General features: G+C 43.4%; 13 protein-coding genes. 3 read left to right on the top strand and 10 right to left on the bottom strand.

What is annotated here, in order from left to right:
- Positions 1-14: 14 nt before the first annotated feature.
- The 5 genes from LDO37_RS24975 to nhaD all read right to left on the bottom strand — a co-directional run bounded on the left by LDO37_RS24975 (position 15) and on the right by nhaD (position 5,921).
- Complete coding sequence (locus LDO37_RS24975) at positions 15-515, bottom strand: Rab family GTPase (RefSeq protein WP_126608623.1); 501 nt, start codon at positions 513-515, stop codon at positions 15-17.
- Positions 516-531: 16 nt separating this feature from the next.
- The gene (locus LDO37_RS24970; RefSeq protein WP_126608624.1) at positions 532-2,496 is read right to left on the bottom strand and encodes an OmpA family protein; all 1,965 of its coding nucleotides are present in this window, start codon (positions 2,494-2,496) and stop codon (positions 532-534) included.
- Positions 2,497-2,931 carry a hypothetical protein gene (locus LDO37_RS24965; protein WP_126608625.1) on the bottom strand — a complete coding sequence of 145 codons (435 nt, stop codon included), beginning with the start codon at positions 2,929-2,931 and terminating at the stop codon, positions 2,497-2,499.
- Positions 2,932-3,231: 300 nt separating this feature from the next.
- Positions 3,232-4,236 (bottom strand): substrate-binding domain-containing protein, encoded by a 1,005-nt coding sequence (locus LDO37_RS24960; RefSeq protein WP_126608626.1) that lies wholly within the window; start codon positions 4,234-4,236, stop codon positions 3,232-3,234.
- A gap of 257 nt (positions 4,237-4,493) precedes the next feature.
- Positions 4,494-5,921 (bottom strand): sodium:proton antiporter NhaD, encoded by a 1,428-nt coding sequence (gene nhaD, locus LDO37_RS24955; RefSeq protein WP_101110974.1) that lies wholly within the window; start codon positions 5,919-5,921, stop codon positions 4,494-4,496.
- 720 nt (positions 5,922-6,641) lie between these two features.
- Here nhaD and LDO37_RS24950 point away from each other — a divergent pair.
- Together LDO37_RS24950 and LDO37_RS24945 are read left to right on the top strand one after the other, a co-directional pair.
- On the top strand, positions 6,642-7,223 hold the full coding sequence (locus LDO37_RS24950; RefSeq protein WP_126608627.1) for a class I SAM-dependent DNA methyltransferase: 582 nt from the start codon (positions 6,642-6,644) through the stop codon (positions 7,221-7,223).
- A gap of 83 nt (positions 7,224-7,306) precedes the next feature.
- Positions 7,307-7,687 carry a PilZ domain-containing protein gene (locus LDO37_RS24945; RefSeq protein WP_126608628.1) on the top strand — a complete coding sequence of 127 codons (381 nt, stop codon included), beginning with the start codon at positions 7,307-7,309 and terminating at the stop codon, positions 7,685-7,687.
- Positions 7,688-7,728: 41 nt separating this feature from the next.
- Here LDO37_RS24945 and LDO37_RS24940 read toward each other — a convergent pair whose 3' ends face one another.
- Positions 7,729-8,706 carry an NAD-dependent epimerase/dehydratase family protein gene (locus LDO37_RS24940; protein WP_185829863.1) on the bottom strand — a complete coding sequence of 326 codons (978 nt, stop codon included), beginning with the start codon at positions 8,704-8,706 and terminating at the stop codon, positions 7,729-7,731.
- A 95-nt stretch (positions 8,707-8,801) separates the two neighbouring features.
- On the opposite strand from LDO37_RS24940, the gene LDO37_RS24935 reads away from it, so the two are divergent.
- Positions 8,802-9,695, top strand: a complete 894-nt coding sequence (locus LDO37_RS24935; RefSeq protein WP_126608630.1) for a LysR family transcriptional regulator — start codon at positions 8,802-8,804, stop codon at positions 9,693-9,695.
- Positions 9,696-9,714: 19 nt separating this feature from the next.
- Here LDO37_RS24935 and LDO37_RS24930 read toward each other — a convergent pair whose 3' ends face one another.
- The 4 genes from LDO37_RS24930 to LDO37_RS24915 all read right to left on the bottom strand — a co-directional run bounded on the left by LDO37_RS24930 (position 9,715) and on the right by LDO37_RS24915 (position 15,353).
- On the bottom strand, positions 9,715-11,307 hold the full coding sequence (locus tag LDO37_RS24930) for an ABC transporter ATP-binding protein (RefSeq protein ID WP_126608631.1): 1,593 nt from the start codon (positions 11,305-11,307) through the stop codon (positions 9,715-9,717).
- Between the two features lie 2 nt (positions 11,308-11,309).
- Entirely contained in the window at positions 11,310-12,326 is a 1,017-nt protein-coding gene (locus LDO37_RS24925) for an ABC transporter permease (RefSeq protein WP_126608632.1), read from the bottom strand.
- A 2-nt stretch (positions 12,327-12,328) separates the two neighbouring features.
- Entirely contained in the window at positions 12,329-13,417 is a 1,089-nt protein-coding gene (locus tag LDO37_RS24920; RefSeq protein ID WP_126608633.1) for a microcin C ABC transporter permease YejB, read from the bottom strand.
- Positions 13,418-13,538: 121 nt separating this feature from the next.
- Positions 13,539-15,353 carry an extracellular solute-binding protein gene (locus tag LDO37_RS24915; RefSeq protein ID WP_126608634.1) on the bottom strand — a complete coding sequence of 605 codons (1,815 nt, stop codon included), beginning with the start codon at positions 15,351-15,353 and terminating at the stop codon, positions 13,539-13,541.
- Between the last annotated feature and the right edge of the window lie 89 nt (positions 15,354-15,442).

Below are 15,442 nucleotides of genomic sequence, written 5' to 3'. Positions count from 1 at the left end.
GTGTTGTCCTCGGCTTAATCACGTTCCAGCATCAATTCGGCTAATCTTTGGAACGCTTCATCAACGTTTTTTCCATCTTTTGCGCTGGATTTAAACAAGGTAGAGACTTTTTGTTCTAGTGTGGCTATTTTGTCTGGTCCGATAACCCAATCGTCTTCCAAATCGCATTTGTTCAGCATCAATACAACCGGAATATCATTGCAGTTGTCACTGATCAGTGTTCTTAGCTCGTTGGCCACTTCCAGACTGTCTGGGCGGGTTCCATCGACAACCAACATCGCGCCAGATGCTCCTCTCAAATAGGAAACATTGATGTTGGTATACACGTCTTTTCCTTCGATATCCCAAACCAGCAGTTGTACAGGTTCTGGCGTTGAATCGATAAATTTCTTCGAAATTTTCACACCAATTGTCGTGTGATACTTTTCAGTGAAAATACTTTCGACAAAACGCCGAACTAAACTGGTTTTCCCTACGGCAAACGCGCCAATCATGCAGATCTTCTTTGCTTTCATGTGTGGCCTCTTATGCTCACAAATCCTTGTTTATCACATCTATAGTGACTCTTCTTAATGCAGATGAGATACTTTCCGTTGACTCTATATTGCTGATATTTAGGGTAATAATGTGGTTTTCATTGATGCCATTATCCACCATGATTTGTTTAACATTGGACGCCCTTTGTTTGCTTAGCTGAATGTTTCTTTCTTTGGAACCAATATCGTCGGAATACCCCGTCACTATAAATATAGGCGTAAGTGGTGGATTAAGTGTTTCCCCGAGCTGTATAAGTGATTTTGCTTGGCTCACAAACCTTACCATCTCTGATTTGTCATTTTTTGGGGTAACCACGTTGAGCTCGTATTGGAACCGAACTTGATTCAGTAATAGAGAGAGTTGGTCATATTGTTTTTGGAAATCGGGTGACTTTGTAAGCGTCGTTAGAGCCGACATTTCTACACCAAGGCTTAACTCCTTGCGGCTTAAATAGCGACGAATTTTGTCTAGTGTCTCTGGGTAAACTTCACCTGATAGCGAAACCTTATCCTGCTCAAAATCTAAAGCGATGGTTTCGCCATCACCAATCAAACTTGTGAGTTGCTGTTGAAGAAATCCTCTTTCCATTTGCTCTGATGCTGTAGGCTCTGAAGGAAGTAGGGTTACACCTTGGACAGACAGCGTAAGGCTGTCGTCTATTTTTGTTATGTAGCGTTTGAGTTGTTCCAATGTATTTGGCTTTAATTCACCAGAAACATTAACGGTGCGATCAGATAGCCAAATACGAGCAGATTCTCCCTCACTTAAAGAGGAAATGAGGTTATGCCTCACCACATCTATAATGGTGAGATTGTATTGAGGTAACTCACCCGATTCACTGAAATCAACGACTTTGTCGTCAACCGCTTGGGTTGTGTGAAGGTAGTTAATATTTTCTAAGATGTCACTCGGCGCTCGTGAACCTGGTTTACGAAGTACAGAAAGGGCGATGTTTTCGTCCTGAATAATGGATTCGACAATCAAATAATTAGGTTCATACTCAAAGACTTGACGAGTGATGTCATGTTCGTTGCTGACGTTAATATGAACAAATAGTTTGTATAACCCGACCACAATGAAAACCAGCAACACTGCAAATAGCCGCCATGGAAAGCGCTCTTTTGCGTTATCTTCGAGTGTGTTTTTAAGTAAGCAGCTTTCTAACAGAGGAGCCGAAGAGGCAAACTCTTCATTGTCGCCACTGAAGTGCACTAGCGTGTCGGAGAAATCTTGCTCGATTTTTTCGACAGTGGTGGAAATAGTGGTGTCGACCAGCTGATTTGGGATCCCTCTAACGGCAGCTGCCAATATGACATGAGGAGCGACCTCAATCTTGAGCAGTAAGTCGCCAAGCCTAACACCTTCTAATGTGTCATTACTGTCGCTACTAAAGGAGTCGGATACAAAATCAGTAATGGCCGTGAGCATACTGGAAACAAGTTCTGGATCGCTGGTTTCCGTTCCTTCATTTGCGACTGAATTCAGTAGAAGCCCCGTTTCCCTGTGGATCAAAAGCACCTGTTCAACCTGAAAGACAGACGTTTTCATTAAGAGGAATTGGGCGTAACTGATGCCTTGTCGCCATGCTTGATAGCGCCATTTGATGGATTTTAAACTGAAGTTTTGGGTTAAAACTTGATTGAGAGAGTTAACCAGTTGGTTGAAAGTGGCGCTGACCGATTTCCGCACAGCGGCACCGATGACTGGGTAAAGAATATCCGCGAAGCGTTGCGTGTTGTTGTTAATGGAAACTTCGATAGCGCTGTCGATGATGGGAGAAAGTTCTTCAGTGACCTTGTTATCTTTTTGATTTCTTTGCTTAATAGCTTCTACGATGACGTCCGCCACGCGACCGGTTTCGTCATTTTTATCGATGTAATCATTAAGAGCGTTTTCGTATTGCTCTCCAAGCACTAAGGAACGAAGTTCCTCAATTTTCGAATTGTCCCGATTGATCATTTAATTCCCATCGAGATCTTCGGCCATGGTAGAAAGCAGTGTCGCTAATGTTTTTCTATCCGCTTTGTTGTTTTTCAGGTCTTCCGAAACACTGTCAATTTTATTGAGGGCTTCTTCGTGTTTATCATGAAGCTGTTGAGATAGTTCTCCCACTTCCTGAGTAAAGTGCATCTCGAGGCTGCTGTTGCTTTGTTGGCTTGTTTGAGCGAGCCCTTCTAAAGAGTCTGCCAGCTTGGATATTTGCAGATTAATGGCATCCAATTTTTTCTCTATCTGTATAAAGGTTTGATTTGTTCGCTCAGAAAGATCCTCAATAGCGGTTTCAATGTATTCGGCTCGTTCACCAAATAGAAGGTGTTGAATTTGCGCTAATTGCTCGGAATCATTTTTCTTAGGCTCAACTTCTACATTTGAGCTCTTTGATTGCTTGGTCATACAATCTCCCTATTTAGATTAACCTTACTCTCAATCTGGAAAAAACATCACTTTTAAGCGTATGTGGTGATTAAGATTTAATCAAATAAGTGAGGCGATGAGTACCATTTTATAGATAGAAATGTGAATATGAACAGGATACAAGCGTAAAAGCGTAAATGGAGCAGACGTTTTTCTGTTAGCTCAATGCCTTAGACGACAATGAAACGCGTTGATTTCGAGTGCCAGCGAACTGATCAACTAAGAGCTTTGTTAACTAAGATCTTTGTTAACTACGCAATTTATTAACTGTGTCGGTTATCAACTGCGAACTTTATCAACAGAGTTTCTTCTCACTAGAGTGGGGGATAACATGACAGGTTCGGTATGTACGGTTTCTCCGTTAGCCAAATCAAGCGACAATCGTGCGGCTTGTTCTGCCATCATCTGGATAGGGTAGCGAATAGTGGTTAACTTCGGTGTTAAGTAACGAGCAATGGGGCCGTCATCAAACCCGATCACCGATACATTTTCGGGTACATCGAGTCCATTTTCATCCAAAATAGACATAGCGCCTGCCGCCATATAATCGTTATACGCAAATACGGCTGTAATGGGTAAGGACTGAGTGAGCAGGTGCGTCATCGCCTCTTCACCGCCTTCACTATCGGGGTTGCAATGCACAATGTATTTATCAGAAAGTTTGATGTTGTGATCGTTTAAAGCGGCAAGATAGCCCGCAATTCGAGCATCGACATCTTCAATGTGATGAGAAGATGAAATACAAGCAATGTTAATATGCCCGTGTCGAATCAAATACTCAGTAGCGAGATAAGCACCTTTGTAATTGTCTAAGGCAATGCAACGGTGCGATATTTCAGGGATTTGTCGGTTGATCAGAACCATCCCACGAACTTCTTTGGTGTAGCTTAATAATTCTTTGTCGGTTAGGCCTTTCGAGTGAATCACAAGGCTTTCGCAGCGGCTGTTTACCAGCAATTCGATGGCTTCCCTTTCTTCATCAGCATTATGGTAACCATTGCCAATGAGCAAATGTTTTCCTTGTGTATGAGCAACATCATCTACTGCTTTAATGAGTGTGCCAAAGAAAGGATCGGATACATCACTTACTAGTACGCCCATGGTATTGGTGGATTGGCTAACCAAAGCGCGGGCATTTGCGTTTGGTCGATATCCCAACTGAGCCATGGCAATATTTACCGATTCAATAGCTTTGGTACTCGCCTTCGGTGAGCGATTGATCACACGTGATACCGTGGCGACAGATACACCAGCTGCTTTCGCGACGTCTTTGATAGTTGCCATTTACTGAGCCCGAATAGAAAGAGAGTGGGTAATGTAACTAATGATGGAAACAAAAGACATTCTTTAACATCACTTTTCATTGCTGAAAATGTAATTCATTAAAATAGAGCCAAAAAAATAATGTAAATCGTTTACATGATTCTTTAATTGAAAGGTGGCAAACAGGTTGCCACCTATCCAATACGTGCCGTTATACTCGACCATTCAGCTGTTCTAAATCGCTGAACCAAAGTTCTTAACTAGAACACTTAGCCAGACTAGAACAGCGAGCCGTTGATCATAAGATGCAGAACAATACTCACCATGTAGCCCAAACTGATGACAGGCGCCCATTTTAGGTGTCCAAAGAAGGTGTATTTTCCGTGTGCAGCACCCATTAGTGCCACGCCAGCAGCACTACCAATAGAAAGCAAGCTTCCGCCGACACCCGCAGTTAACGTAACAAGCAGCCAGTTGCCGAGTGTCATTTCCGGTTGCATGGTAAGTACGGCGAACATAACAGGAATGTTATCTACGATGGCAGAAAGTATTCCTACCATAATGTTTGCCCATACCGGATCCCATTGTGTGTACATAATTTCAGAGACCATGCCAAGGTAACCGATTAGGCTTAAACCACCTACACACATAACAACACCGTAGAAGAATAGAAGTGTGTCCCACTCGGCATGCGATACACGTCGGAACACGTCAAACGGCACAACAGAACCTAACCGGCGCAGCGCTTCTTCATCGTGTGAGGCTTGAGCTTTGGCGCGTTTTTTCGCCAAGGACATCGGCAATGTTTTTCGAAGGAAAAATCCAAAGAATTGCAAATAGGCTAAACCCATCATCATCCCAATGACGGGAGGGAAGTGTAGGAAGCCGTGGAATGCGACAGCCGTAGCAATGGTAAGCAAAAACAACACAACAATGCGTCTTGCTCCGCGTTTAAGTTCCACCACTTCTTTAATGGCGTCTGGCTGCTCTTTCGGAATAAAGAAAGCCATAATAACCGCAGGAACAACGTAGTTCGCGACCGAAGGAATAAACAAGGTTAGGAATTGGCTGAAAGAAACGAGCCCAGCCTGCCAAACCATTAAGGTTGTGATGTCGCCAAATGGGCTGAATGCGCCCCCCGCATTTGCGGCAACAACGATGTTAATACAAGCGAGATTGATAAAGCGTGTATTGTTCCCGCCAACTTTCATGACAACAGCACACATTAGAAGCGCGGTGGTTAAGTTATCTGCAATAGGGGAGATAAAGAAAGAGAGTATGCCGGTGATCCAGAAAAGCGTTCGCAGATTGAACCCTTTGTTCACCATCCATGCTTGCAGCGCATCAAACAGTCTTCGTTCTTCCATCGCGCTGATGTAGGTCATCGCAACAAGTAAGAAAAGCAGCAATTGCGCGTATTCCAGCAAGTTATGTTCGAGGGCATGCTTAGCGGTTTCTATCTGACCGTCTGCTTGAAACGCAAACCCAATAATAATCCATATTAAACCTGCTGCTAAAAGTACGGGCTTAGACTTACGAAGCTGCAGGTACTCTTCTGCCATGACAAGGCAATAAGCAAACCCAAAAATAATCAACGCAGCATAGCCTACACCAGAAGAGGTATAGCTGGTGGAAGATTCGGCGGCAAAACTTGGAAAAGAAAATAAAGCAAAAAAAACAATCAACAGGCGTAAAAAAACACTCATCACTTACTCGACTCCTTGAGACTCAAAGATGGCTTGTTTGCAACCAACCCTAGACCCAAGGCGTTGGATTGGTCTGATAAAGCACATCTTATGGTTATTTTATGTCGTTTTTGTCACAGGTGTTTAAATCGAGAAACAATTGGTCGAAATCAGGAAAGGAAAGAAAAAGTTAGGTAACTCCGACAATCAATTAAGGATTTAAACAATGCACAATTGCGGGTATTTTATACAACTTAAAGTTTGAGAAAAGTGATGTAGCTTGGGTATCACGTGCTGATTCCAATAAAGTTCGCTATTTGATATTTGGGTTACCGTTATTTGTTCTGAAAATTTTGTGATTTCTTATCGTTCCATCTGTTGTCATATGCATCCTTATGAAAGTCAACAAGCTTCATTATTCTCAAATCCTCCCCCCAAAGTTTTCTAAAACGAAATTGGTTGGCGCTAATTTAGATGACATTTCGGTTAAAATATTGCAATTGAGTCTTCTTTTTAACCGAATTCGAAACGAAGTAGAAAAATAATCTCAACTGCTTGTTGATACAAATTAGACTTAACGCCCGATTTGGTGAACTTTTGTATCGGTGAGTGTGTATCTAGGCTAGCTTTGGTTTAGTCTATACGTCCCTTATACCCAAGTATCTTGCTAAAAACATTGGCAGTGTCGTCTTTAAACAGGATTTTTGGGTATAAGCTTGTAAACATTTTGGGGAAAATACCATGTCCAACGAATGGGATGAATACGCAGAGAACTGGGAGCAAGATGCGGCAACTGCGAATTATGCGCAAAAAGCATTCGAACAGCTCGAAGAAAGAGTAAGCCTAGAAGGATTGAAAGTACTGGATTTTGGTTGTGGCACAGGGTTGCTCACTCAAAAGCTTTCACCTTTGGCTAAAGAAATCGTCGCTTTGGATTCGTCTGAGAAGATGATCGAGCAATTGGATGCGAAAGAATTGTTGAACGTAGAACCTGTTGTTGATGAGCTTACTCGTGGTTTAGTGGCTTATCACCCAGCGTTCCGTGGTCAGTTTGATATCGTTGTGGCTTCTTCTGTATGTGGGTTTTTGGATGACTTCGAAGAATCGGCAAAGATAATTCATTCGTTGCTCAATGACGGTGGTTTGTTTATTCATTGGGACTGGTTAGTGGATAGCGACAGTGAAAGCTATGGCTTAACGCAGAGTCAAGCTAAGAAAGCGTTGACGAAAGCGAAGTTCAGTAGCGTTACTATTGATACACCTTTCCACGTAGATTCTGACAAAGGATCGTTGCCAGTATTGATGGGTGTCGCTCAGAAATAATGAGCTGAGTGATAAAGAAGAACTCGATTTAGGAATCTGTTAAGCTACTTACTGTAAGTATTTAAAATACAGAAAAAGCATAGATGGGACACAGTATTTCTAAACAATCCAGACAATATTACCGCTTAAGGTATCCGAAGTCGGAACGACCAAGAATCAAAGCTTGGAATAAACAGTTCCCAGTAACCGAGATATCTGAAAAGGGGCTGCGGTTACTATTTTCATCCGAAGTTGATGTGAAAAAGAGGATGGAAATAAAGGGAACCTTGATATTGAGTGGCGGCGAGTCTTTTGACGTCATTGGAGAAGTTTTGCGTTTAGACGGGACCGAGCTCGTGATTAAACTGAACGAAGGTCCTAGCCTAAAGCATATGGCAGCAGAGCAAATTAGAATCCGCAAAAAATTCCCAGGCTTTTTCGACTCCATAAAAGCTAAGAATGAATCAAACAGGCAAACCAAATAGGTTTGCCTTTTTGCTTTTAATTTGAACCTCTTTTCAACAGTTTAGTAATTCTTCGTCATCTCTTCGATCACTTCGTCAAGAGAGCTGCACTTAACGTCTTTATTCAACATGAGTTGAAGCTTTTCGTCAGTCAGTTTCAGAGGGTGTTGCCATAAGTACCTCATTTCCCTTACCGCCTTCATTTTAGGTGAAAACAGACCAATAATAGCCAAAGACCACCAAGGGAAAGACTTCGTCGACACGGGTAATCCGCGTATTCTCAAAAGGCTGTTTTCAATGTCTTCAAAGCTGACATTCAACCCTGCATAGTGGTACGTTTCCTCTCCGGATAGGCGATGCTCAAGCAAATCACTCACCACTACGCTTAAATCAGGTAAGTAAGCCCATGTGTGCTTAATTTTCTTATCACTAGGTAATTGCAGTACGGTTTTATTGGGTTTCATGTTAACCAGAAAATTGAACCACGCACTGGGAGCGTACTGACCAATAAAGTCTCCTGCTCGAATGATAAGCGCAGAGCCACCTGATTGACAAAAGACGCGGATTTGATTCTCCATGTCTACCCTGATCTTACCTTTCTGCGATATTGGATCGTTTGGAGATTGCTCGGAGACCTCTGAATATTGAGTGGGATTATAGTTGTACACGTTTGCAGGAAAGATGACTTCCATGTCATTAGACTTGGCAACGTTGAGAGTGGTTTTAAGCCAGGCTTGTGCGTAAGTTTTCCAAAGGTGGTATTCCGGATTCAAGCCATATACCAGTACCTGATGGTTCTTGGCTATTTCTGAAAGGTAGCGTTCGTTTGTCGCATCGCCCTCTAAAATGTCGAATTGTTTTAGTTCAGGATCCAGCTTAGACAAAGAGCGAGTCACGCCTGTAACTTTCCAGCCTTTTTCTTTAAGCGCTAGCGCCACATAGCGACCAAATCCGCCGGTAATTCCTAAAATAAGTGCACTTTTCTCATCACTTTTCCTTTTCACTTGAGCCAAATTTTTGCTGATATTTGACGTAGCCATACCGTTTCCCTTATTGAAGTTCTGATCAATGATGCGATTATTGCTATAGTTATTTGAATTTTGAATCGAAAGAAACTTATAGGTGCTATTCATAAATGAATATCAACTGGCAATGGGTTCGCCATTTTTTGGTCGTTGCAGAGCAGGGGAGCCTATCAAAAGCTGCAGAAGCTTTGTCTTTATCGCAGCCTACGCTCACTCGTCAGATACAGCGTCTTGAAAAGGAACTCGGTTACGCGTTATTTGAACGTTCTACTCAAGGACTCGAATTAACCGAGAATGGTGTTGCTCTTTTGGCATCGGCGAAGCGTATGTCTGAATCTGCCGATCAGTTTTTACGCTCAGCGCAAGGAAATAGTGGTGTACTCAAGGGCGCGATTCGTATCAGCGTGAATGAGCTTTTTGGGCACTTTCTACTCCCTAAAGCGCTGGTAGCCTTTCATGAATCACATCCAGAGATAGAGTTTGAAGTCGTGATATCCAATGAAGCGACAAACTTGTCAAAAAGAGACGCAGATATTGCGGTGAGAATGTTTAACCATCGACAACAAGATTTGGTTTCTAGAAGGCTCCCATCCATTCCACTTGGTTTCTATGCACATAGCGCCTACATTGAACGGCATGGTTTGCCAATGGGTATAGTCGATCTTGCAAAGCATCGTTTGGTTGGTTTCGATAGAATGACAAGCTTTATTGATGAAGCTCGCCAGCATGGCGTGGAATTAAAACTTAACGATTTTTGCTATCGCACGGACAGTTTATTACAGCACTGGGCGTTGTTGAATCAAGGGGCGGGAATTGTCGCGACGCATAAAGGGTTGGCGAAAACATCCAGTGAACTGGTTCAAGTATTGGAAGCGCTTCCCATCTCCGAGTTACCCTGTCACTTGGTTGTGCATCAAGATATTCAAATTAACACCAAAGTAAGAACCTTGCTTAATTTTCTAGGGGACTGGTTTGAAAGCCGTGGGTATCAGTATGACCTGTAGAATGACTGCTACCTTACCGCTATAAATCAGACAAGCTTACCAATTGGCGAGTGTAGTCTTGCTGGGGTGAATGGAACAAGTCTTCTGTTACACCTTGCTCTACCACTTGACCATCCTTAAGCACCAAAGTGTAGTGGCAAAGTGATTTGACAACATTTAAGTCGTGGCTGATAAAAAGATAAGTCAGTTCGTACTTTTGCTGAAGTGATTTTAAGAGGTCGAGTACTTGAGCTTGAACGGTTCTGTCTAGCGATGAAGTCGGTTCATCCAATAGAATAAACTTAGGTTTAAGAATGATTGCCCTCGCAATGGCGATACGCTGCCTTTGCCCACCAGAAAACTCGTTTGGGTAACGGTGACGAGTTGCTGAATCTAATCCTACTTCTTCCATCGTTTCACAGATTTGCTTATCCATCTCTGATTCAGATAGGTCTTGATGAACTTTCAGCCCTTCACCAATGATTTGAGCGACGGACATTCTCGGGTTGAGTGCGGAAAATGGGTCTTGAAATACCACCTGCATTTTTTTTCGCAGCGGAAGCATTTGTTTTCGCCCGAAGCTTTCTATTGATTCACCATCATATTGAATTATCCCTTCGCTGTTTAAGAGTCTAAGAATCGCCATACCTGTGGTGGACTTTCCCGAACCGCTTTCACCGACTAGTCCTACCGTTTGCCCTTTTCGCAAACTGAAATTGACGTCTGTGACAGCTTTGATATGAGATACGACGCGTTTGAGAATTCCTCCTGTAATAGGAAACCAAACTCTTAAATTTTCAGCGTGGACTAACACCTCGGCGTTTACGTCAGCACTTACTGGAGAGCCTTTGGGATCGGACTCGATGAGCTGCTGGGTATAGACATGTTCAGGATGAACAAATATCTCCTTGGTTGCGCCCACCTCTACAAGGTTGCCATGTTGCATCACAGCAACGTTATCGGCGATTTGCCTTACGATACTTAAATCGTGAGTGATGAACAGCATTGCCATTCCTAGCTCGTCTTGCAAAGATTTGAGCAATTCCAGTATTTGGGCTTGAACAGATACATCCAGTGCCGTAGTCGGCTCGTCTGCTATTAGCAATTCGGGTTCATTGATGAGTGCTAATGCAATCATTACACGCTGACGTTCCCCGCCAGATAGCTCGTGAGGATAGGCATCTATCTTAATTTCTGGGTTACGTATGCCGACTTTGTTTAGCCATTTAAGTGCGAGTTCTCGCGCTTGATTTGTTCTAAGCCCTCTATGAATTTCTACCGTCTCGACCAATTGGCGTCCGACTTTGTGAAGAGGGTTGAGCGATACCATGGGTTCCTGAAAAATCATTCCAATTCTTCCGCCACGTATACCGCGAAGATGCCTTTCGCTGCAGGTAAGGAGATCTTTGTCGTCAAATAAGATACTGCCAGATAGGTATTGCGTGCTTCCTTTTGGTAGCAATCTCAAAATGGCGTTAGCAGTGACCGACTTCCCCGAACCACTTTCGCCGACCAAAGCGAGCGTTTCGCCTGCTTGAATAGAGAGGTTCACTCCGTGCGTGATGACATCCACATCATTTTTGCGTCCGAACCCAACGGATAGATTACGAATCTTCAATACGCTCTCAGACATGTTTACCTCTGTTGATGTGGATCGAATGCATCACGTACAGCTTCCCCAACAAACACGAGTAAGCTCAACATAATAGACAATATGACAAACGCTGAAAAACCTAGCCAAGGCGCTTGAAGGTTTGCTTTTCCTTGCGCCAGTAATTCACCAAGGGAAGGGGAGCCAACGGGTAATCCAAAGCCCAAGAAATCCAGCGAGGTAAGGGTGGTAACAGAGCCTGATAGAATGAATGGCATCATGGTAAGCGTGGCAACCATGGCGTTAGGCAACATATGTCGAAGAATGATTCTGCGGTCACTGACTCCAAGCGCGTGTGCCGCTTTAACGTAATCAAAATTTCGACCACGAAGGAATTCAGCTCGTACCACTCCGACCAAACCCATCCAACTGAATAACACCATTATGCCGAGTAGCCACCAGAAATTGGGTTCTACAAAGCTTGATAAGATAATGAGCAGAAAGAGCGTCGGCATATTAGACCAAACTTCAATGAATCGCTGACCAAATAAGTCTAACTTTCCACCGTAATAACCTTGAGATGCCCCAATCACTACTCCTATGACGCTGGAGACGATGGTTAAAGCGAATCCGAACAAAACAGAGATCCGAAAGCCATAGATAATTCTGGAGAGCACATCTCTGCCTTTATCATCAGTGCCTAGCCAATTCACGTCGTCTGGTGGCGAAGGTGCAGGCTGCGTTAGGTCAAAATTGATCGTGTCATAGTGAAAGCGTATCAGTGGCCAAATGATGTAACCCTTTTCTTCGATGAGATCGGTCACATAAGGGTCGGTATAGTCAGCTTCTGCTTCAAACTCACCACCAAAGTCGGTTTCTGCGTACTGAATGGCGACGGGGTAGTACCATTGATTATCAAAACTGATGAACAGCGGTTTGTCATTGGCGATAAGTTCGGCAAATAAACTCACGAAAAACAGCAAACTAAATAGCCATAGAGACACGTAACCTCGTTTATTTGCCTTGAATCGCTGCCATCGTATTTCGAATAGTGGGCTCATGTTTACCTCCCTTCAAAATCGATTCTTGGATCGACCCAAGAGTAGGTAAGGTCGGAGATAATCGCTAAGATCAGCCCTAATAGCGTCATGATGTACAAGGTACTGAATACGACAGGGTAATCACGTTGAATGGTTGATTCAAAGCCAAGCAGCCCAACACCTTCCAGTGAAAACATGACTTCGATTAGCATTGAGCCTGTAAAAAAGATGCTGATGAAGGCGCTAGGAAAGCCAGCGATTATGATCAGCATGGCATTACGAAAAACGTGTTTATACAAAATGCTTTGCTCATCCAGCCCTTTTGCCCGAGCGGTAACCACATATTGTTTGTTGATTTCGTCTAAGAACGAGTTTTTGGTGAGCATACTGAGCGTCGCGAATCCACCAATTACCATGGCAAGTGTCGGAAGCGCTAGATGCCAGAAATAATCAATGATTTGTTGATACCACGTCAGTTGATCAAAATTCGAAGAAACCAAACCTCTGAGTGGGAACCAACTGAAGTAGTTACCACTGGCGAACAGAATGATGAGCATGATGGCAAACAAAAATCCTGGGATGGCGTAGCCGATAATAACTAGGGCGCTACTCCAAATATCAAAGCGCGAACCATGATGAATGGCTTTTAGAATACCCAACGGAATGGAGATAAAGTAAATGATAATGGTGCTCCATAACCCAAGGGAAATGGAGACGGGAAGCCGTTCTACAATAAGGTCGATGACATTGCCGCCTTTGAAAAGGCTCTCACCAAAGTTGAATGTGGCGTAGTTGTAAAGCATAGTGAAATAGCGTTCGTGCAATGGCTTATCGAACCCAAACTGTTTTCGGATTTCTTCAACCACTTCAGGATCTAACCCACGTGAACCGCGATAATTTCCGGATGCGTCATCCGCTGGTGCACTTTGGGCTATTTCTTGACCGCCGCCAGTAAAGCGCTCCATCACGCCAGATTCCAGCCCCTCAATTTGAGCCAGAGCTTGTTCAACAGGACCACCAGGCGCAATCTGGATGACAAAGAAATTGATCGTAATGATGGCCCACAATGTTGGGATTACCAGCAATAACCTTCGAAATATATAGGCTGTCATAAATCCTTTTAAGTTTGTTATTTTCTATGCCGTTCTCTTGTTCTCGCTAATTGCGTTGAACCAGAGTTGAATATCGTTAGATAAATGAAGCACCACCCTGTGAGAGGTGGCATCAAGAATGTTACCGACGTTTCTCTGGCAGCTTTTGAGCCTTATCGGTATTGATCCACCAAGTATCCAGCCCTAAGTCATACGCAGGTCGCGTTGCAGGTCGGTCAAATTTGTCCCAAGAAGCCACGCGGAAAATACCAATGTGCCAAGTCGGAATGGCAAGAAAGTTCCATTGCAAAACCCGATCGAGTGCTCGCCCTAAATAAATGAGCTTATTAGGATTGTCTTGATTGTCTGCAATAGCTTCAGTCAGGCTATCAATAGTGGAATCAATCAAGCCTGGGCGGTTATAGGTGCTTTCTAGGAACTTACTGTGCCATACCAATTGGGTATTAGGATTGGGATAATTTCCTGAAGAGATTTGTGCGAACACCATGTCGTAATCTCTGTCGCGGTAACGTTTCAAATATTGCGTGGTGTCAATAGTACGAATTTTCATTTCAATCCCCATTTGTTTCAGGTTTTTCTGAATAGGGATAGAAAGTCGCTCGGTACTGGGGCTATAGATAAGAAGTTCGAACGTCATGGTTTCACCCGTTTCTACATTCGTCATGACTTTGTTCTTCAGCTCCCAACCTGCGGATTTGAGCAATTTGAAAGCGGTACGCATTTGTGCGCGAATTCGCCCGCTGCCATCGGTAGAAGGAGGTACGTACACGTCAGTAAAGATTCTGTCGGGTACTTTGCCTTTAAAGGGGGCTAAAATTTTCAGTTCTTGTTCGTCGGGAAGTGACTTCGCTTGATAATCGGTATTTTGAAAATAGCTGCTTGTTCGCGAGTATTGATTGTAGAACAAGTTCTTGTTCATCCATTCAAAGTCCATCGCATACGTTAGAGCTTCTCGAACTCGAATATCTTGAAAAACAGGGCGTTGGACGTTAAACACAAAGCCTTGCATGGGTTGTGGAATGGAGTGAGAAATTTCTTCTTTTTTAATGTAGCCTTTGTCGAAGTTGGTTCCGGTGTAAGCGGTCGCCCAGTTTTTAGATATGTTCTCTCTTCGATAGTCGTATTCACCGGCTTTAAACGCTTCCAGCATGACGGTGTCATCGCGATAATAGTCGTAAACAACCGTATCAAAGTTGTTTCTGCCTATGTTTACAGGGAGCGACTCTCCCCAATAATCTTCTACGCGGCTATAAGTGACACTTTGCCCTGACTTATAACTGGTTATTTTGTATGGACCGCTGCCTATCGGTGGTGTATCTAATGGTTCTGAGAAGTCTTTATCCTTCCAGTAATGAGAAGGTAGGACAGACATGTTACGAATCAGTGAGAACAGGATTTCTTTGTTACCTGTATTCAGATCTACTCGCGCAGTAGTGTCGCTGATAGCTTTCACGGATTTGACGTTTTTGTAATACGTTCTGTATTGAACAACGCCCTGTGTCATGAACTTTTGAAAGGTAAATTCCACATCATGAGCAGTAATAGGTTTTCCGTCATGAAACTTTGCAGAAGGGCGAATATCGACTTCCATCCAGTCGTAGTCTTGGGTATAGCGAACTTTTTCTGCTATCAGAGCGTAGGAGGTGTCCAGTTCATCTGTCGATGAGTAAAATAAGGAGTCGTAGAGCTCGCCACTTGCTGCCGCGGAATCCCCCCTTGAGGCATAGCGGTTAAAACTGTCGTAAGTGCCAATTTGTGCGTAGGTGACTTTCCCGCCTTTGGGAGCGTTAGGGTTAACGAAGTCAAAGTGTTTAAATCCTACGGGGTACTTTGCTTCCCCAAAGCCAACAAGCCTATCTGATTCGATAACATCAGAAGCAAACACGACGCAGCACTGAAGTACCAACCCTAAAGCCATTACCATCTTTCTTACCATGTACACTCTCCGTGTGAATCTGAGTTTTTGTGTTGCATTAGTCTTTGTTTTGATTAAAAAACCATCGTCCTATATAAATTTCTAGCAGC

This window comes from Vibrio penaeicida (assembly GCF_019977755.1).
Taxonomy (GTDB): domain Bacteria; phylum Pseudomonadota; class Gammaproteobacteria; order Enterobacterales; family Vibrionaceae; genus Vibrio; species Vibrio penaeicida.
The sequence above is the reverse complement of the archived record's forward strand: the minus strand, read 5'-3'. Positions and strand labels throughout refer to the sequence as shown.